Below are 17,906 nucleotides of genomic sequence, written 5' to 3' on the forward strand. Positions count from 1 at the left end.
CCTCCCTTCTGTCTGTCTTCCATCATGCTGTTTAACCTACTGCTGGAGCAGCGCTGGAACGATAGTGTATCGGACGAGGAAGCAGGAGGGGAGTTCGATTTGTGGGGAAATTTTACTGCGGCTGTGCCGAATCATCAGCTGTACATTCATCAGCATCAAACAGCACCCTATCCGGAGATCATTATCGCCAAGATTCCTACAAGATCAGCCTGGGAGGTGGCTGCCTGGGTGCCTATGGGCGGTTTCAATTCATGTCCATTTCCCGAAGAACAGGCTGCGGTCTTCTCCCACTGGTATCAGAAATATGGCGCTATCCCTGCTGTCGTTACTCATGACACCTGGGAAATGAAACTAACCCGCCCGCCTGTGGACGATACGGCTGCAGAAGCGCTGGCAAAAGAACAGTTTGCTTTTTGCAGTGATATTGTCTACCAGGCAGCCGGGTCAACCGCTTCGATTCGTGGACTCGCCAGCCATTTGAAAGATTCAACAAGCTGGTATTTCTGGTGGGATTAATAAATGCCGTTTCTACACTACCGTCAGGCTCTACAATTTGCAGCGAGGTTTACAGGCGTTATGCAGAGATATGACCATGCATAGCAGCCTGTAGGTAAATGCTCAGATCTGCTGCTGCACCCTGCGTTCCTTGAGCAGCATATCCACATGCGGGATGCCATCCTCCAGATACGATTCGGAAATCGGTTCGAATCCATATGAACCATAGAACCGACACAGATACTCCTGCGCCTGGATTTTGATTTCCACTTCATGCAGCTCCTGCTGGATAAAATCCACGGCACGTGCGAACAGCTCACCGGCATAGCCTTTACCACGGTGAATGGAAGGTACGATGACCCGGCCAATCGAAGCCTGCGAATAGGCTACTCCCGGCGGCAGCAGACGGGCATAGGCGGCGATCTGTTCATTTTCCAGCTTGAACAGGTGATAACAGTCCAGATCCCTGCCATCCACTTCGGGATACGGGCAATTTTGCTCGACCACGAAAATGTCGGTTCGTTCCTTCAGAATACGATATAGCTCCCTGGTGCTCAGTTCATCAAAATGCTTGATATGCCACGTCATTATCTTCACCTCTACCCATTCTCATTTAAAATATTATTCAATATATATGCTGACCGGCAAATTGGCAAGATACCACCTTGTGTTACCTGTCTCTGCACGGCAGCAAACGCATATCGACTGCTCATGCTGCCGATTAAGCGGTTTTAATTTCTACGTATAACAAGCCTAATAACCAACTCAAAAAGAGCACTGCTGCGTAATTGGATGCAGCAGTGCTCTTTTGGGTACTGTATTTGAGCTTCAATCCACTTTCATTTAACCCATAACGACGTTTACTTCATGCTCCTTGCCGTCCTGGAAGTCCGGCAGAATATTGCCTTCGATCGCTTTGCCATCGACGGTAATTGACTTCACACCGCGGGATACGCCTGCTGAGTTATCGACGTGGATCTGGTAGGTCGCACCGCGGAAATTACGACGGTAGCTGAACTCTGGCCATTCGGACGGAATGCTCGGATCGACCAGCAGACCTTCATGCTCTGCACGTACGCCGAGAATCCAGTTGGTGGCCATGCGCTGCAGCCACTGGGAAGAACCCGTATACCAGGTCCAGCCGCCGCGGCCGTAGTTTGGCGAGATCGGGCCGTCCGAGTTGCCTGGAGTGACATATGGCTCGGCTACATACCCATTCGGATCATCCGAGCGGTTCGGCGGGCAGATTTTGCTGTAGGCTTCGTATGCTTTCTCCGGCTGACCAGCAAGTGTATACGCCCATACTGCCCATGTCGCTGCGTGTGTATAGACACCGCCGTTCTCGCGCAGACCCGGTGCATAGCGGGTAATATAGCCGATATCACGGCGTACCTTGGTATAGGCCGGATACAGCAGCAGGGAGCCGTGATCACGCAGCAGATGCTTGCTGACACTTGCCATCGCCTGCTGGCCGCGCTCTTCATCGGCTACACCGGAGATGACTGCCCAGATTTGTGGATTCAGGAAAATCTGGCCTTCTTCGTTTTCCTTGGAACCGACTTTGAGACCATCATCGGTTGTCGCCTGCAGATACCATTCGCCATCCCAGCCGTATTCGTTCAAGGTCTGCTTGAGGCTGCCCTGCACTTCGATCATTTTATCGGCAAACGCCTGGTCGCCCCGGCGCTGTGCTACCGGTGCAAAGCTGCCCAGAATCATGTAAAGGAACTCGCCTACCCAGAAGCTCTCGCCTTTCCAGTCATAGCCGATCGCGCTGAGTCCATCATTCCAGTCATGCTCACCCATCAACGGCACGCCGCGCGGACTGAAGCGCAGGAATGATTTCTCGATCGCACGTTTGCAATGTTCATAGACGGTCGCTTCGCCACCGTCGAGGAATGGTGTGATTTCGTCCAGAATGCCGTAATCCTGGGTTTCCTTAAGATAGGAGTCCATGATGAACGGCAGCCACAGCAGGTCATCCGAGCAGCGTGTACGCGGACCGCCTCCGCGGATGGTGAACCACCAGTGCAGTACATCGCCTTCCTGGAACTGCTGGGAAGCATGCATCAGGATCTGCTTGCGCATCAATTCCGGTTTGCTGGTCAGGAAGATCTGGGAATCCTGCAGCTGATCGCGGAATCCATAACCCGCGCTGACCTGATAGTAGGCCGTTTTGCCCCAGAGGCGGCAGGAAATAGACTGGTATTTGAGCCATACATTGGTCATGATGTTCATCGCCGGATCGGGGGTCTGAATCTCCTCGGCATCGATCATTTCGCTCCAGAATTCATGTACCCGTGCCAGTGTGCATTCTGCGGCTTCCACGCTCGTATATTCACGGATCAATGCTGCAGCATCTTCTTTCTCCTGTTCGGCAGCACCGATTGTAAATACGACCGTATGAGAGGCGCCCGGCTCCAGTTTGACAGCGACCCGCAGCGAAGCTGCCGCATCACCAAAACGTCCGGTATGTCCGGCCAGCTCCTGATCCTGCATTGCCTGTGGACGGGATTCCTCGCCATACATGCCGACAAAGGATTCCTTGTCCGCGTCGTACGAAGACGGCTTTTCACTTGCCGCATGGAAAGCGGTATACGGCCAGCTTACATTATTGCTGCGTCCCTTTTCATCCGGGAAGCCCCATAAGTATTTTTCCAGTTGAATGGCATTGAGATCTTCCCGGTATTCCGAATTCATAAAGATTTTGTGGAATTCACGGTGCTCATCCGGTGCAAATCCCGGTGCCCATTCAAAATAAGTAGTCGCGTCCAGTTCACGTGTCTGTCCGCTGTTATTGGTAATTTTTAACTGCAATATTTCCAGTGGAGCGTCCGGAGCCACGAATACAGTCAGTTCACTGCGGATGCCATCCACCTGCTGGGTGAACACGCTGTACCCGATGCCATGACGCACTTCATAATGTTCGAACTCTGCCATAACCGGCTTCCATGCTGCCGACCAGAATTTGCCGGAGCTGCGGTCACGCAGGTAAATGAACTTGCCCCATGAATCCTTGATCACATCCTGGAACAGACGGGTAATCCGGTTCTGTCCGGCATTGCCGCGCCATGAAGCACCGCCACCTGCCTGCGATACCATAAAGGAATAATCGCCATTGCTGATAATATTGCTCCATGGACGCGGAGTACGCGGATTGGTAATGACATATTCGCGGCCATTTTCGGTAAAGTAGCCATATTCGTTCTGGAACAGCTGATTCTGCTGCGTTGCTGCGGATTGATTGTGTACAGTAGACATCATGAATCCCTCCGTAATGTAATCATATTTGTCTCTAACTATATGCCTGGTTATGTCAGTTAACAGCAGATAACCATAACCAGGCGCCATTTGTATCTTCCACCATGCTGCCATCCCAAAACGTGATCGACCCGTAAATGGCAGGCTCCCATCGTAATGCATACGCGTCTGTCTTATTTCATACCGGAGATGGTATATCCCTCAATAATATGACGCTGAGCAAAAATAAAGATAATCAGAATCGGAATAACCATAAATGATGCGCCAGCCATCTGGATTGCAAAGTCTCCGCCATACTGTCCTTTGAGCAGGGACAGACCAACCGACAGGGTATACAGACTCTCATCATTGGCTACAATCAGCGGCCATAGGAAGCTGTTCCAGCCACCGATAAAGGTCAGAATCCCCTGTACCGCAAAGATCGGCTTGGCAATCGGAATAACGAGCTGGAAAAACGTGCGAATCTCGCCTGCTCCGTCGAGCCGTGCCGCTTCGATCAGATCATTCGGAATCGAAGTCATAAACTGGCGGAACAGGAAAATACCAAAGGCATTTACCATACCGGGCAGTACAATCCCTGCCATTGTATTTGTTAACCCCATTACATTCAGGATCAAATAGACCGGAATCATCGTTACCTGGGAAGGAATCATCATCGTTCCAAGCACTAGATAATAGATTACATTTTTACCGGGGAAAGTGAACTTGGCAAAGGCATAACCTGCTGCCGCATTCAGGAACAATCCGATAAAGGAAAAGAACACGATAACAAGTGTATTTTTCAAATACTGCCAGAAGTTCATTTCCGTAAACAGACGCTCAAAGTTATGCATCGTCGGTTCCTGCGGCCAGAAGGAAGGCGTGAGTGATGTAACCTCACTCTCCGGCTTGAAGGAAGACAGAATCATCCAGATAAACGGGATACACATCGCTACTGCGCCAATCACGAGCAGCGCAATAATAACGGTTTTGTAAATCGGTCTTACTTGAATATCCATTGCGGAACCTCCTTTCACAGTTCAATCCGGCGTCAGCTCAGGCTGTACGGATCATTAATACTCTACATCGCTGTCTTTTTTGCGTGCTTTGAATTGAATAATCGTTACAACAATGATGATCGCGAACAATACAATCGAGCCTGCTGCTGCATAACCGAAGTCACTGCGCTGGAAGCCTGTATTGTAAATAAACAGGGCCATGGATGTTGTGCCGTTCAGAGGATCGCCCTTTGTCATAACGAGCGGTTCTTCGAAGAACTGAATCCAGCCGATCAGCGTAGTGATTGAGACGAAGAAAGTAGCAAATCCGAGCAGTGGTATCGTAATCTTGGTCAGCTGCTGCCAGCGGCTGGCTCCGTCGATCTGAGCCGCTTCATAATACGTACGCGGGATACCCTGCAGCGCTGCCAGGAAAATGATCATATTCAGACCAATCGCTTTCCATACCGCCATAATGATCAGCGAGAACTTGGCAATGGTCGGTCCCTGCAGCCAGCGAACCGGTTCAACACTGAAAAATCCCAGCATCTGATTGATGAGGCCGTACTGGGAATTGTAGAGATATCCCCAGATGACGGCGACAGCGACGATATTTGTAATGGAAGGCATGTAGTAAATAACCCGGAACGTTTTGAATAGCCAGCTCGTTCCCTGATTAATCAGAATGGCGATAGCCATCGACAGAAGGACGACCAGAGGTACACCGACCACAACGTAGATCAGCGTATTGAACATCGACTTGCGAAATACCGCATCGCCGAACAGCTGAACAAAGTTATCCACCCCGTTATATTTGATGTTGGACCAGTTGGCCAGTCCAGCCAGATCCATATTGGTAAAGCTGATAAATACGGCAACCAGAATCGGGATGAATGAAAAGATAAATAGAATGATTAGGGTTGGCGCGATAAACAGATATGGATATCTGTGCTTTGCCAACGATTGCCAGGCCTTCTGCATCTCTGTTCCCTCCTTTACGGAAGCATTCTCACTGCTTTATCAATTAGTCTTTTAACAGTTCATTCGCTTGCGTAGTCAGTTCTTCCATCTGTGTCTTGACATCTGCGCCGCCGATGTTGATCTGCTGCAGCGAGTCTTTGATCAGGCTGCCGATCGCTTCCCATGACTTCACGAATGGAGAAGTGCGGGAGGTTTCCATCTGCTCACGGAATGTTTTGATCTGTTCATTGCTGCTGAATGCTTTGTCTTCCCATGCTTTCAGTGTAGACGGCAGATCTTTCGACAGTTCATAATATTTCACCTGGTTGGCAGGATCACTCATAAAGGAAATAAATTTCACCGAATCGTCCTTGTTGACAGCACTGCTGAATACGCTCCAGTTGGACCCTCCGAGTACGGAAGCACTTTTGCTGCCTTCTTCTTTGGCAGGAATCAGAGCGGTAGACCATTTGCCGTCAATCTGTGGTGCCGTCTCATGAATCTGATTGATCGACCATGGGCCGCTGAAGAACATAGGTACCATTCCCTGACCAAAGGCAGGCAGCAGCTGTATATCGCTCTGTGTAGGTGTCAGTCCTTCTTTGTAGAAGCTGGTCAGATAGTTGACCGCTTCGATATAGGCCGGCTGGTTAAACTGTGCCTGATTGTTACTGATCACTTCACTGCCGTTTTCCCAGGCAAATGGAAGCGTGAACGCTGCATCCTGGTTATCGAGCAGAATGCCGTAATTGCCATTGCCTCGCGCCGCCAGCTTGGTTGCTGCGTCTTTGAGTTCGGCCCAGGTTTTGGGCGCTTCGTTATAACCGACTTCTTTGAGCAGATCGGTACGGTAATAGAGCACACGCGTCTCCATATACCATGGAATACTGATCATCTGATCATTGAATTTCATCGTCTCCCGTGCACCTTCAAAAAAATTCTCCGGCTTGAGATTCGGATACTGCTCCACATAAGGAGTCAGATCCATCAGTGCCCCTGCATTGGCAAATTCCGGAATCCAGGTCATTCCCATCTGGATCACATCCGGACCGCTTTTGGAAGCGACAGCGGTCAGCAGTTTATCATGCGCAGAACCCCATGGAATCTGCTGAACCTGTACGTCGATATCCGGATTTTCCTTTTCAAAGGCTGCTACCATATCCGGCAGAGATCCGCCTTCGCCGCCCATACCCCATACTTTCAAGATCCGTTTTCCATCCGCTGTGTTCACTTTATCCTGACCACCACATCCAGCCAGTATAATCGAGAATACAAGCATACATGCGATCATGGATTTCCAAAGTTTATCCATCTGGCACCTCTTTAATCTTATTTGTATAAAAGAGAAGCAAAGACAAGTCCGGATAACGGATAAGGGACAACGAACAGCGTCTTTGCAGGGTGAACCGATTCATTGCTCAAGCTGTGGTTGCAGGATAGATTTAACTGCCGCTTTGCAGTGTGGAGTTGGCCTGCTCGTTCAGTTGATCCAGCTGCGTCTGGATATCCTGTCCACCTACAACAATCTGGTCAAAGGCGTCACTGATCTGTTTGGCAACCGTTTCCCACTCTTTCACAGATGGAATGGAACGGGCAGTGTCCATCTGTGTACGGAAAGTCTGAATATTCGGGTTATTTTGGAATACTTTGTTATCCCATGCTTTGGTAGTGGATGGCAGATCCTGTGTCAGTTCATACCATTTCACCTGTACATCAGGTTCGTTCAGATAGGAGATGAATTTTACTGCATCCTCTGTATTCTTGGCACTGCTGAACACGGACATATTTGATCCGCCGAGTACCGATACACTTTCGCCGCCTGCTTCTTTGGCAGGAACAATCGCTGTACCCCACTGATCTTCTTTCAATTCAGGCAGCTCTGTCTTCACCTGATTAACCGACCATGGACCACTGAAGAACATGGGCAGAATCCCTTCACCAAAGGAAGGAATCAGCTTCATATCACTCTGTGTCGGAGCAATGCCTTCGATAAAGAAGCTGCTCAGATATTGAATCGTTTCTACATAAGCCGGCTCATTCAGCACGGCCTTGCCGCTGCTGTCGATCACTTCACTGCCGTTCTCCCAGGCAAATGGCAGAGTGAACAATTGATCTTTACTGTCCAGTAAAATGCCGTAGTTGCCTTTGCCGCGGGCAGTCAGTTTGGTGGCTGCATCCTTGAGTTCTGCCCAGGTTTGGGGTGCTTCATTGTAGCCAACCTGTTTGAGCAGGTCTTTGCGGTAGAACAGGACACGTGTATCGATGTACCATGGTACGCCGACCAGCTTGTCTTCATAGGTCATTTTGGTACGGGCACCTTCAAAGTAATTATCCGCTTTCAGGTTCGGATATTTTTCGGTATAGGAAGACAGATCCTGCAAGGCTCCGGCTTCAGCAAATTCGGGAATCCAACTCATGCCCATCTGCACTACATCCGGACCGCTTTGCGAAGCAACTGCTGTCAGCAGCTTGTCGTGAGCGTTATCCCATGGAATGGCCTGCACTTCCACCTTGATATCAGGGTTCTTGGCTTCAAAATCAGGCACCATCTTGGACAGGGCCGTTCCTTCCGCTCCCATGCCCCATACTTTTAGAATTCGTTTGCCGTCTGCAGTAGTGGCGGCTTCTTTGCTGCCACCACACCCCGCCAGTACAAAAGAGAAAATCAACATGCAAGCTATCATGGGTTTCCACATTTTTTTCATTAAGCACACCTCATTTTGAATTTGTTCGTACCGTTCCACGAATAACGAGTTCAGTGTCCAGTGTATAATGCTGCGCGACCGATTCGCCTTTGAGAATCTGGAAAATCAGATGAACGGCAAGTGCTCCCACTTCATAATCCGGCTGTCTTACCGTGGTCAGCGCGGGGTTCAGGAATCGGGCCTGTACGATATCATCGAATCCGATAACCGAAATATCCTCCGGTACACGAAGACCCGCTTCGTACAAGGCGGTAATACCGCCGAGTGCCATCTCATCATTGGCAAAAAATACAGCTTCCGGCAGATTGCCCTGCGCCAGCATCAGCTTGATCGCACGGTATCCGCCTTCCTCGGTAAAATTCCCAATCAGATTCCAGCGCGGCTCAATCGTCAGATTGTGCTGATTCATTGCCCGCACAAACCCGTTATAACGGTCATTATTGTGCTTACTGCTCGCCGGACCGGATATAAAGGCGATCTGACGATGTCCCGATTCAATCAGGTAATTGGTAGCTAGCGTACCGCCTTTCTCATGATCCGCCTCAACGTAGCAGACACTCTCATGTTCCAGCCTCCGGTCCAGCATGACGATCGGGAAGCCCTCACGTGCGGACTCCAGAATGGTACGATCCGGAATATTATGGGCAAGGATAATCGCTCCATCCACACGCTTTTCCTTGATAAATTTGACGGCTGTGGAAGAGTCGCCGCCGATTGAACTGCAGGCAATCAGGTCATAACCGTTATTCAGGCTGACTTCCTGTACTCCCTTGATCAGGCTGGAGTAATAAGGGCCTGACAGGTCACTGAGCAGCAGGGCAATCGTATTGGTCTTGGAGCGCTTCAGATCCGATGCGATTCCGTTCTTTTGATAGTTCAGTTGCTTGGCGGCTTCGATAACTTTGTCACGGGTCTTGCTGCTGACTCTGCCGATGCCATTCAGTGCATACGATGCAGTCGATACTGCAACGCCTGCCAGTGCGGCTACATCTTTGATCGTTGCTCCCATCTGCTCACCTCTGTAGTTTTACGAATATCGAAACGTTTCGATAAAAGAGCAGAAACCGCTTACAGCTTAGAAGTTACAATACCCAGTGGAAAACCTGTTTTCTGACTGTACCATTTGATTTTTTGGTGAAAAATCATTAAAAAGCTAATTCATAAGCGTTAATTCAATGATTTTACATTTTTCAGATACAATATTCATCACGGGATGATTTGCACTCTTTTGTCGAAACGTTTCTACAGCGTTATTATATATCTGCTTGTAAACGATTTCAACCACTTTTAAATTTTTTTGTTATTTTGTCGAATTGATATTTTGGATAATGCCTTTAGGAATGAGTCTTCGGCGTCTTTTCCAATCCAAAATGATCAATTTGTTCCTGTAGTCCTTCTGCCTTTAAGATGCGCAGCTGTTCCCGTCCCAGCAGATCAAAATGCGGATATCGATCACGATAATGAATATATGCGGGATTCAGGCCATAGGAGATGCACCATTGCTTCAGTTTGCCGATATCCGCGCAGCCTACCTTGGTCACTGTCCGAATGCCGGGAAAGCGCTCATCCAGCCAGTAGTGTGTCAGAAACGCAATCTCGCCTGCCTCTACGTTGTGTTTCCATTGTTTCAATTGTCTTCTGTTGATTCCGAATGCCATTTATTTGCACCTTTCCGACTTTGCCAAACCTTGAAAAAGGACCAGCCGCTGTATGGAATACAGCGCTGCTCCTTTTTATGATGCTGTCATCTGACTGACCCAGTTTGAAAGTACTCGTCTATTCGTAATGCACGATTAAAATAAATAGTACGGTTCTGTTCTCTTTTCGTGCAGTTTAGTCTAATCTATTTTCCTGTACTTACGTTATTGTAATCATTTCCCGCTTAACGGACAATATCCGAATCGTCCTCGGAATTGCCTTCAGGAAAAGCGTTCTGACTAGAAGATGAGCGTTTGATATGCTCGCCGTCATTTTCCTCACGCTGTTCAAGCTTCATATCCTCAATCGGCAGAGAGTCGACGGTCTGTTCGGATTCAAAACGGTCAAACAGGCTTTCATTTTCCGTCGGGTACTGCTCCGGATTATCCCTTTTGCCTGCCTGTTCCTGTACTTTATCATTTTTGCGCGGTTCTGTCATAATCTCCATCTCCTTTGCGGATTCGGCTTGCTGTACATGTCGAGTGAACCGTATTACATTACTTTTACCTCTCTGGGCAAAATTGAAACAGCTGTTCAGCAGGATCTAGCGGACTACGGCATCGTTCATTTCATCCGGAGTAGTCATATAATTCTATACGAAATGGACAGATTCGCAGGAGCCGATTCGCTTCCCCCGTTCATGAGGATTTTTGCAAGGAATTACAAAGCTTCCCGCACAAAAAGCCGCCAGGATGATAAACAGCCATCCCGGCGGCTCTGTATAGATTATTTTTCCGTTTCAACGACCGATGGATACATCCAGAAATCGATAAAAATGAACGTATAGGTACTATTACCATATACGGCTATCATATACAGCAGCCCATATATCCAGACCAGATTGGCTTAGAAATAAGCTCCCCATACGCAGACCGGTTTGGATACTTCCACGCTCTTGCCTGTGTATGTCAATTGGCCTGTTGCCTGATCGATGCTGAATACGACGATGTTATTTCCGTCCCGGTTCGCGGCGAGCAGGAATTTGCCACCCGGCAGAATGGAGAAATGTCTCGGATGACCGCCTTCTGTCGATACATGCTGTACCAGCGTCAGACCGCCTGTGGAAGCATCCACTTCATACTGCACGATACTGTCATGTCCGCGGTTGGAACCATACAGATATTTGCCGTCTGCAGAGATAGCGATCTCGGCACAGCCATTGGCGCCTTCAAAGCCTTCCGGCAGAGTGGAGAGGGTCTGCACTTCATTCAGCACACCTGTATCTGCCTCGTATTGATACGAAGTGACCGTGGAATTCAGCTCGTTAATGATAAAAGCATACTGTCCGTTCGGATGGAATACGAGGTGACGAGGTCCAGCGCCCGGTGTGGATGCCGTATCCACTGTAAACTCCAATTTGTTGGCATCTGTGTTCAGCGCATACGTACGTACACGATCCAGTCCCAGATCCTGTACAATCAGATATTTACCTGCCGGATCAAAGAAAGTAGAATGCGGATGCGGACGATCCTGGTTCTGCGGGTCGACACTGTGACCTTCATGCTGCTGCACATCCAGTAGTTCGCCGACGCTTCCATCCTGCTCCAGTGCGATCAGACCGACCATACCGCCATGATAGCTGACCATGGTCAGATAACGGTTGTCGTCAGAACGCTGAATATGGCAAGGGGGACCGTCGATCGTATTCATACGGTTGAGCAGTTCAATCTTGCCCTGCTCCGGCTGAATAACAAAAGCTGCTGCTTCGCCGCCTTTGCCCTTGGGACCGGTCTCGGAGACAGTCTCCCCCAGCGCATACAGGCGCTTGGATTGGGCATCCACATTCAAGAATGTAGGATTTTGCAATCCGGTAAAGGAATCTGTAAGTGTCAGTTCACCTGTTTCTTCGTTAAAGGAATATACGTATACACCCGGATTGGCTGCTTCTGCATAAGAACCTGCAAATACAAGCAGGCGTTGTTGTTGTTGATCCATTAGGTTATTCCCTCCAGTTCATGTTAAGTATTGTAGTGCCTGAATCGTTGGACAGCGCCGATCCATATCCGGCTGTCTATGTAACCGGTAAACAGGCATTCAATCAAATACCTTCTTATATAACTTATACCCTTCGCTCCTAAAAATCAAAAAAATCTGAAGTACAATTCAGTTTTACTCATCACGGGTAATAAAGGAGTAATTTGATTCTTGTATGTTCAGATCAGTTCATAATTGGAATGGAGTGAGTTCTATGTTCATTCGCAAATGGATACTCGGACTGGCCGGTGCTGCCATTTTAGCCACACCGGGGTCTGCCCTTGCTTTTGACGATCTGGATCACACGACAGGCAGAGAGGAGATTAAATACTTGCAAAATCATAATATTCTTAGCGGCATTACCGACACGGAATTCCAGCCAGAGGCCACGCTAACCACTGCCCAGGGGGTAGCTGCGCTGGTCAAAGGCCTGGACCTGAACATCGACAATATACGTTTTATCAAAGCTCCGAAAGCCAGCGACTATTATACGAACATCGATGATAACGCCTGGTACAGTAAGGATATGCTGATTGCTCATCTGAACGGATTGCAGCTGGATGCAGATGTTGACGCTGCTTCACCGATGACCCGCGGGCAGTTTGCCACCCTGCTCTGGCAGGGCGTGGAACAGATCGACCCGGATATTTACGAATCCGGTGGCAGTACCGGTACGCTGCAGGATGAACCGGTCACCATCGATGACTCCCTATCCGTTCCTTCATTAGAGCAGCAGATTCTGGAACAGGTCATTAACAGCGGTATCGCCTCTCTGGACGGCACAGGCAACTTCCGCCCTGATGAACCCATCACACGTGCTGAAGCAGCCGTAATGCTGTACAATGCACTTAAGCTGACCGGCAAGACGGATGAACGATCCTGATCCATAGCCGACCATGCTCTTTTTCAAATGGCGGATTATAACATGTAAGTGCACCACTTCGTACTTCGCACTTGCATCCATAATCCGTCATTTATTCATTTATTAGAAATAAGGTGTTGACTCTTTTATATTCTTCATGTATATTTATCTTAACTTAAAGATTATTAATGGAAAGATATTTAAGAAGGAGGTGAGTACATGTCCGATTCATTGAACGAGACTCAAGCTACCGCACTAAAATTACTGGTCGTCCTGTCCAAAGCCTACAAGGCCATCTCGGAGCAGGCCGTCAAGGATGTAAAACAATATGGCCTGTCTCCTTCCGAATTTATGATTCTTGAAGTACTGTATGCCAAAGGCAAGGTGCCCCTACAGCAAATCGGCAGTAAAATTCTCGTCACAAGCGGAAGTATTACCTACAATATCGACAAGCTGGAAAAGAAAGGCCTGCTAAAACGCATTCCTTCCAGCGAAGACCGCAGAGTCATCTACGCTGAGATTACACATGAAGGCAATGAATTGTTCAAGCACATCTTTCCGGAACACGCCATTAACATTTCTCATTTAATGAACGGACTCTCTCTCAAAGAACAGGAAGCGGCAATTGAACTGCTCAAAAAGCTGGGTAAAGGAGTCAACAACGATTAGCTTCTATCCATACCAACAGTATTCAAAATATAAGGAGGTTGATAATGATGCAACCAAGAGTGTATACACCTGCCATGCAGGGAACAGGAGAATTTGACGGCGGTAATATCACAGAGCAGAAACCGATTGGCTTTTCCGGTGAAGGATCGATTGTCAGACGGGTTGGGCCATTATTTTACTGGGCCTGGGCAAATGCCCGCACAGATGCCAAGATTGGACTCCATCCACACAAAGGCTTTGAAATCCTGACTTATGTGATACAAGGTAATGCCTTTCATGGCGATACCCTTGGCACCAACAGTACGGTTCGTTCAGGCGGTGTACAGGTTATGCAGACCGGTTCCGGTGTCAGTCATCAGGAGAGACTCAGCGAAGACGCCGAACTGTTTCAGATCTGGTTTGAACCTGAATTGAAAGCAGCTGTACAGAGAACCCCTTCCTACAGACAATATGAGCATAACGATTTTCCGCAGGATCATAGCGCTGCCGGCTCCTCGATTAAGACCATCATCGGTGGTGACGCTCCGATTCATCTGGTTGCCGATGCCGAGATGTGGGATGTGGAAATTAGTGGCGGTACATCGTATTCGCATACGGTACCCGCAGGATACACGCTGACAGCACTGGCAATTCGGGGACAGGGAAGCTGGCAAGATGCCGATGGAGCACGAGACGCTGTAGCATTTCACCATCAAGACTTTATCGTTGCTTATGCAGATCATGAAGCCACCGTACAAATTGCCAACCCAGCAGAAGAAATATTACGACTGGTTCTGATCAAAGTGCCCACTACTGTGAATTATCCACTGCTTCCCAAAAAATAAAGTAATATCTATCGTCGGCTCTAATATCTTAAAATAAAGATTATGAAAACAAAACAATAATAAGGAGATGTTAATTATGGTAGCTGTAGGATTATTGATTGTGCGTCTGGTCGTTGGATTGTTATTTGTCGGGCATGGTGCTCAAAAGTTGTTTGGCTGGTTTGGCGGCTATGGTCCCAAAGGAACCGGAGGATGGCTGGAATCTATTGGTGTTAAACCCGGTGTTATGATGGCAGTCATCGTTGGACTCATGGAACTCGTTGGCGGTGCTCTATTCGCTCTCGGATTATTTACACCACTGGCTGCAATAATCATCACATTGACCATGATAGGCGCCATCAAAACCGTACATGGCAAAAATGGAATATGGGCTACTTCCAATGGTTATGAATATCATATTGTATTGATCGCAGCCGCTGTCAGCGTCGCATTGATTGGTGCCGGTACTTACTCCCTGGACGCATTGATTTAACCCAAAAAAATAGGAAAAGAGGTTGTATCCATGACTAATTCAACAATGAAAGCTGTACGAATTCACGAGTATGGAACATCGGACGTTATCCGTTATGAAGAAGCTCCCATCCCGGAACCTGCTGCAGACGAAGTACTTATCAAAGTCGCTGCTACATCATTCAATCCTTTTGATGCCCAGCTGCGCTCCGGTGCATTCAAGCCTTTCCTGCCGCTTCAATTTCCGTTTATTCCGGGTGTGAATGTATCCGGAACAATCACACAAACAGGCAGCCTGGTCTCCGCATTCCAGCCTGGCGATGCAGTGTTCGCCTTTCTGAATGTAGCCCAAAATGGTGCTTCGGCAGAGTATGTAGTCAGCAAAGCTGCCGATCTGGTAGCAGCTCCTCGCAATATGGATCTGCATGACGCTGCAGCTATTCCCAATGCAGCTCTGACAGCCTGGCAAGCGCTGTTCGAACTGGGCAATCTTCAGCCGGGTCAGCGTGTATTAATCACTGCTGCCAGCGGAGGCGTAGGAACGCTGGCCGTACAGCTCGCCAAATGGAAAGGTGCCTATGTTATCGGTACAACTTCCTCCAGAAAAATCGATCTGCTCGAACAGCTTGGGGTCGACCAGATCATTGACTATACCCATGAATCCATCACCGAGGCATTGCAGGAAAAGGTGGATCTCATTTTCAACCTCTCTCCTGCCGGATCGGCTGAACTCGGCTCTCTCCTGTACCTGCTTCATCGTGGTGGCAGCTTCATATCCGTGGTCGGTGCCGCTGATGAACAATTGGCAGAATCGCTCGGTATCCGGGCTATCCGGGCCAATTCTCATCCTGACGTCCAACAGCTGACCGAGATCGCCCGACTGATCGATGCAGGAGTCATCCAGCCGATCATTACGGAAAGAGTCAGACTGCATGAACTGGCCGATGTACATCGCCGATATGAAAATAAACAGGTCACCGGGCGGGTCGTCGTTATCGTGGATGAACAAAATTAATATATATTAAAGGAGGATATAAACATGACAACTTTGGAGGATTTTAAAAATCACGTAGTACTGATTACAGGTGCAGCTACCGGTATTGGGCGCGCAGCGGCGCTGGCTTTTGCAAAGCGTGGTGCTATTGTATCTATTGGTGATGTGGATGAGCGAAGTCTTGAGACCGTGCAGCTCATTGAGCAAGCCGGAGGAACCGCCGCCTTTTTCCACACGGATGTATCTGATCGGGAACAGGCAGCGGCGCTTGTCACACAGACCGTGAACCGTTTTGGGCGTCTGGATCACGCTTTTAACAACGCCGGTGTCCTGCCTCCCTCCAAACCGTTTGTCGAAATGGATGAAGTCGACTTTGACAGAACCATTGCGGTAGATTTAAAAGGGGTCTTCCTCATGATGAAGTATGAAATTGAAGCCATGCTGAAGCTGGGCAGCGGCACGATCGTCAATACCGCTTCTGTTGCCGGTCTGATCGCGGACCCATTTATGTCTCCTTATGTAGCAGCCAAACATGGCGTTGTAGGCTTGACCAAAGCAGCGGGCATCGAATATGCGGCACAAAATATCCGTGTTAACGCTGTAGCGCCGGGGCTCACCGAGACGCCCATGATCAAGGAGTGGCTGGACGATCCGGAGTTCCGTCAGACCGTTATTGGCAATGTTCCTGCAGGGCGCGTCGCCCGGCCTGAAGAGATCGCCGAGACAGTTGTTTTTCTCTCTTCTCCAGCGGCCAGTTTTGCAGCCGGACAGACATTCACTCTGGATGGCGGACAGACAGCCCGTTAATTGATAAATATTTTATCCAAACGGAGGGATTCATTATGAGTGAAATGAACCAAAATACACAGCTATCCTGGATAACCAGCTGGTATGCCAGCCCCGAACCGGTCTGGGGAGAAGAGTTCCCCTTCCCCACCAAGCTGCCCAGTCGACTCTTCCAGCAGACAATTCGTCAGATTGCTCGTATGAGTCTGGGCGGCGGCCACCTCCGCATTGAGCTATCCAATGAATATGGTAATCAGCCGCTGGTAATTGGCGGCGCCACTGCCGCTCTGATGGCTAATGATACGATGATCCACGCGGAGTCACTCAGAGTGTTAACATTCAGCGGGAGTACATCTGTTACGATCCCGCCCCATGCCACGGTCTTGAGCGATCCTGTCGCACTGCATATGGAGCCGCTCGGTCTGTTGGGTATCAGCCTGTTTTTACCGGAAGAGAGTATACCCTCGACGTTTCACTGGGATGCCCGGCAGACTACATATATGGCACAGGGCGATCATTTGACAGATGTGGATTTCCCGGCAGACCAGATGACTGACGTCTATATGTATATCAAAAGCATCATGGTGGATGCGCCGGATCATGCGGGTACCATTGTGGCCATAGGAGATTCCATTACAGATGGTGCCGGCTCCACATTGGATGCAAATACGCGCTGGACCAACTTCCTGGCAGATCAGCTCGCCACACGGCGAATCTCGGTCCTCAACGCAGGCATCTCGGGAGGGCGTCTGCTCCGCAATGTAAAAGGCAGGAATGTATTGGCCCGTTTTGACAGGGATGTACTGAGTCAGCCGAATATTCATACCGTGATTGTCATTATCGGTACCAATGATATCGGTATGCCTGGCATGATGTTCGCACCGACCGAGTCTGCACCTGCTGCGGATGAGCTAATCGCCGGTTACCGTCAGCTTATCACCCGGGCCCATGCACGCAAGGTCCGCATTATCGGCGGAACGCTGCCACCATTTGAATTATACGATACCGAAGCCAAGGAACAGCTGCGCCAGCAAATAAACACCTGGATCCGCAGCGGAGAATTCGATGCAGTCCTGGATCTTGATCTACTATCCAGAGATCCCGAGCATCCTACCCGATTCCTCCCAGCCTGGGACTCCGGCGATCACCTGCATCCGGGAGATGCGGGCAACCGAATGATAGCTGAGGCAGCAGTTAAATTGATGGATTCGCTGGAGTGATTCTTGAAGCTAAATACAGTTTTATTTATGA

General features: G+C 49.1%; 18 protein-coding genes. 8 read left to right on the forward strand and 10 right to left on the reverse strand.

The genetic code is table 11. The features are described from left to right. Positions 1–99: 99 nt before the first annotated feature. The gene (locus M1D61_RS13195; RefSeq protein ID WP_458119048.1) at positions 100–516 is read left to right on the forward strand and encodes a DUF4253 domain-containing protein; all 417 of its coding nucleotides are present in this window, start codon (positions 100–102) and stop codon (positions 514–516) included. 102 nt (positions 517–618) lie between these two features. Here the strand turns inward: M1D61_RS13195 and M1D61_RS13200 are convergent, their stop codons facing one another. The 10 genes from M1D61_RS13200 to M1D61_RS13245 form a co-directional block, all read right to left on the reverse strand. Next, positions 619–1,083 (reverse strand): GNAT family N-acetyltransferase, encoded by a 465-nt coding sequence (locus M1D61_RS13200; RefSeq protein WP_458119050.1) that lies wholly within the window; start codon positions 1,081–1,083, stop codon positions 619–621. A 255-nt stretch (positions 1,084–1,338) separates the two neighbouring features. Next, positions 1,339–3,759 (reverse strand): GH36-type glycosyl hydrolase domain-containing protein, encoded by a 2,421-nt coding sequence (locus M1D61_RS13205; protein ID WP_458119052.1) that lies wholly within the window; start codon positions 3,757–3,759, stop codon positions 1,339–1,341. Between the two features lie 170 nt (positions 3,760–3,929). Continuing rightward, complete coding sequence (locus M1D61_RS13210; RefSeq protein WP_046214529.1) at positions 3,930–4,754, reverse strand: carbohydrate ABC transporter permease; 825 nt, start codon at positions 4,752–4,754, stop codon at positions 3,930–3,932. 54 nt (positions 4,755–4,808) lie between these two features. Further along, complete coding sequence (locus tag M1D61_RS13215) at positions 4,809–5,714, reverse strand: carbohydrate ABC transporter permease (RefSeq protein ID WP_458119054.1); 906 nt, start codon at positions 5,712–5,714, stop codon at positions 4,809–4,811. A 43-nt stretch (positions 5,715–5,757) separates the two neighbouring features. Continuing rightward, positions 5,758–7,005 (reverse strand): sugar ABC transporter substrate-binding protein, encoded by a 1,248-nt coding sequence (locus M1D61_RS13220; protein WP_458119056.1) that lies wholly within the window; start codon positions 7,003–7,005, stop codon positions 5,758–5,760. A 130-nt stretch (positions 7,006–7,135) separates the two neighbouring features. Further along, a complete protein-coding gene (locus tag M1D61_RS13225) occupies positions 7,136–8,398 on the reverse strand; it encodes a sugar ABC transporter substrate-binding protein (protein ID WP_458119058.1) in 1,263 nt (420 codons plus the stop codon). A gap of 10 nt (positions 8,399–8,408) precedes the next feature. Then, positions 8,409–9,407: a LacI family DNA-binding transcriptional regulator gene (locus M1D61_RS13230; protein ID WP_458119060.1), complete on the reverse strand. Its 999-nt coding sequence runs from the start codon at positions 9,405–9,407 to the stop codon at positions 8,409–8,411. A gap of 325 nt (positions 9,408–9,732) precedes the next feature. Continuing rightward, positions 9,733–10,056 (reverse strand): hypothetical protein, encoded by a 324-nt coding sequence (locus tag M1D61_RS13235; protein WP_458119062.1) that lies wholly within the window; start codon positions 10,054–10,056, stop codon positions 9,733–9,735. A 224-nt stretch (positions 10,057–10,280) separates the two neighbouring features. Further along, positions 10,281–10,535, reverse strand: a complete 255-nt coding sequence (locus tag M1D61_RS13240) for a hypothetical protein (RefSeq protein ID WP_046214535.1) — start codon at positions 10,533–10,535, stop codon at positions 10,281–10,283. A 407-nt stretch (positions 10,536–10,942) separates the two neighbouring features. Continuing rightward, positions 10,943–12,031: a lactonase family protein gene (locus M1D61_RS13245; protein ID WP_458119064.1), complete on the reverse strand. Its 1,089-nt coding sequence runs from the start codon at positions 12,029–12,031 to the stop codon at positions 10,943–10,945. A gap of 253 nt (positions 12,032–12,284) precedes the next feature. On the opposite strand from M1D61_RS13245, the gene M1D61_RS13250 reads away from it, so the two are divergent. The 7 genes from M1D61_RS13250 (at position 12,285) to M1D61_RS13280 (ending at position 17,875) form a co-directional block, all read left to right on the forward strand. Continuing rightward, complete coding sequence (locus tag M1D61_RS13250; protein ID WP_458119066.1) at positions 12,285–12,953, forward strand: S-layer homology domain-containing protein; 669 nt, start codon at positions 12,285–12,287, stop codon at positions 12,951–12,953. A 198-nt stretch (positions 12,954–13,151) separates the two neighbouring features. Further along, positions 13,152–13,601, forward strand: coding sequence for a MarR family winged helix-turn-helix transcriptional regulator (locus M1D61_RS13255; protein ID WP_458119068.1), 450 nt, complete (start codon positions 13,152–13,154; stop codon positions 13,599–13,601). A 47-nt stretch (positions 13,602–13,648) separates the two neighbouring features. Then, complete coding sequence (locus M1D61_RS13260; protein WP_458122505.1) at positions 13,649–14,425, forward strand: pirin family protein; 777 nt, start codon at positions 13,649–13,651, stop codon at positions 14,423–14,425. Positions 14,426–14,501: 76 nt separating this feature from the next. Next, positions 14,502–14,897 (forward strand): DoxX family protein, encoded by a 396-nt coding sequence (locus tag M1D61_RS13265; protein ID WP_458119070.1) that lies wholly within the window; start codon positions 14,502–14,504, stop codon positions 14,895–14,897. Positions 14,898–14,927: 30 nt separating this feature from the next. Further along, on the forward strand, positions 14,928–15,890 hold the full coding sequence (locus M1D61_RS13270; protein ID WP_458119071.1) for an NADP-dependent oxidoreductase: 963 nt from the start codon (positions 14,928–14,930) through the stop codon (positions 15,888–15,890). A gap of 24 nt (positions 15,891–15,914) precedes the next feature. Then, positions 15,915–16,676 carry an SDR family NAD(P)-dependent oxidoreductase gene (locus M1D61_RS13275; protein WP_458119073.1) on the forward strand — a complete coding sequence of 254 codons (762 nt, stop codon included), beginning with the start codon at positions 15,915–15,917 and terminating at the stop codon, positions 16,674–16,676. A 35-nt stretch (positions 16,677–16,711) separates the two neighbouring features. Further along, the gene (locus M1D61_RS13280; RefSeq protein WP_458119075.1) at positions 16,712–17,875 is read left to right on the forward strand and encodes an SGNH/GDSL hydrolase family protein; all 1,164 of its coding nucleotides are present in this window, start codon (positions 16,712–16,714) and stop codon (positions 17,873–17,875) included. Positions 17,876–17,906 lie beyond the last annotated feature (31 nt).

It is taken from the genome of Paenibacillus sp. Z6-24, assembly GCF_054161335.1.

What these genes read in the sequence shown, in the direction of transcription:
- M1D61_RS13250 (WP_458119066.1), top strand. Translation starts at nt 12,285, where the DNA reads ATGTTCATTCGCAAATGGATACTCGGACTGGCCGGTGCTGCCATTTTA.
- M1D61_RS13255 (WP_458119068.1), top strand. Translation starts at nt 13,152, where the DNA reads ATGTCCGATTCATTGAACGAGACTCAAGCTACCGCACTAAAATTACTG.
- M1D61_RS13225 (WP_458119058.1), bottom strand. Translation starts at nt 8,398, where the DNA reads ATGAAAAAAATGTGGAAACCCATGATAGCTTGCATGTTGATTTTCTCT.
- M1D61_RS13260 (WP_458122505.1), top strand. Translation starts at nt 13,649, where the DNA reads ATGCAACCAAGAGTGTATACACCTGCCATGCAGGGAACAGGAGAATTT.
- M1D61_RS13205 (WP_458119052.1), bottom strand. Translation starts at nt 3,759, where the DNA reads ATGATGTCTACTGTACACAATCAATCCGCAGCAACGCAGCAGAATCAG.
- M1D61_RS13230 (WP_458119060.1), bottom strand. Translation starts at nt 9,407, where the DNA reads ATGGGAGCAACGATCAAAGATGTAGCCGCACTGGCAGGCGTTGCAGTA.
- M1D61_RS13200 (WP_458119050.1), bottom strand. Translation starts at nt 1,083, where the DNA reads ATGACGTGGCATATCAAGCATTTTGATGAACTGAGCACCAGGGAGCTA.
- M1D61_RS13210 (WP_046214529.1), bottom strand. Translation starts at nt 4,754, where the DNA reads ATGGATATTCAAGTAAGACCGATTTACAAAACCGTTATTATTGCGCTG.
- M1D61_RS13215 (WP_458119054.1), bottom strand. Translation starts at nt 5,714, where the DNA reads ATGCAGAAGGCCTGGCAATCGTTGGCAAAGCACAGATATCCATATCTG.
- M1D61_RS13235 (WP_458119062.1), bottom strand. Translation starts at nt 10,056, where the DNA reads ATGGCATTCGGAATCAACAGAAGACAATTGAAACAATGGAAACACAAC.
- M1D61_RS13270 (WP_458119071.1), top strand. Translation starts at nt 14,928, where the DNA reads ATGACTAATTCAACAATGAAAGCTGTACGAATTCACGAGTATGGAACA.
- M1D61_RS13275 (WP_458119073.1), top strand. Translation starts at nt 15,915, where the DNA reads ATGACAACTTTGGAGGATTTTAAAAATCACGTAGTACTGATTACAGGT.
- M1D61_RS13280 (WP_458119075.1), top strand. Translation starts at nt 16,712, where the DNA reads ATGAGTGAAATGAACCAAAATACACAGCTATCCTGGATAACCAGCTGG.
- M1D61_RS13265 (WP_458119070.1), top strand. Translation starts at nt 14,502, where the DNA reads ATGGTAGCTGTAGGATTATTGATTGTGCGTCTGGTCGTTGGATTGTTA.
- M1D61_RS13245 (WP_458119064.1), bottom strand. Translation starts at nt 12,031, where the DNA reads ATGGATCAACAACAACAACGCCTGCTTGTATTTGCAGGTTCTTATGCA.
- M1D61_RS13240 (WP_046214535.1), bottom strand. Translation starts at nt 10,535, where the DNA reads ATGACAGAACCGCGCAAAAATGATAAAGTACAGGAACAGGCAGGCAAA.
- M1D61_RS13220 (WP_458119056.1), bottom strand. Translation starts at nt 7,005, where the DNA reads ATGGATAAACTTTGGAAATCCATGATCGCATGTATGCTTGTATTCTCG.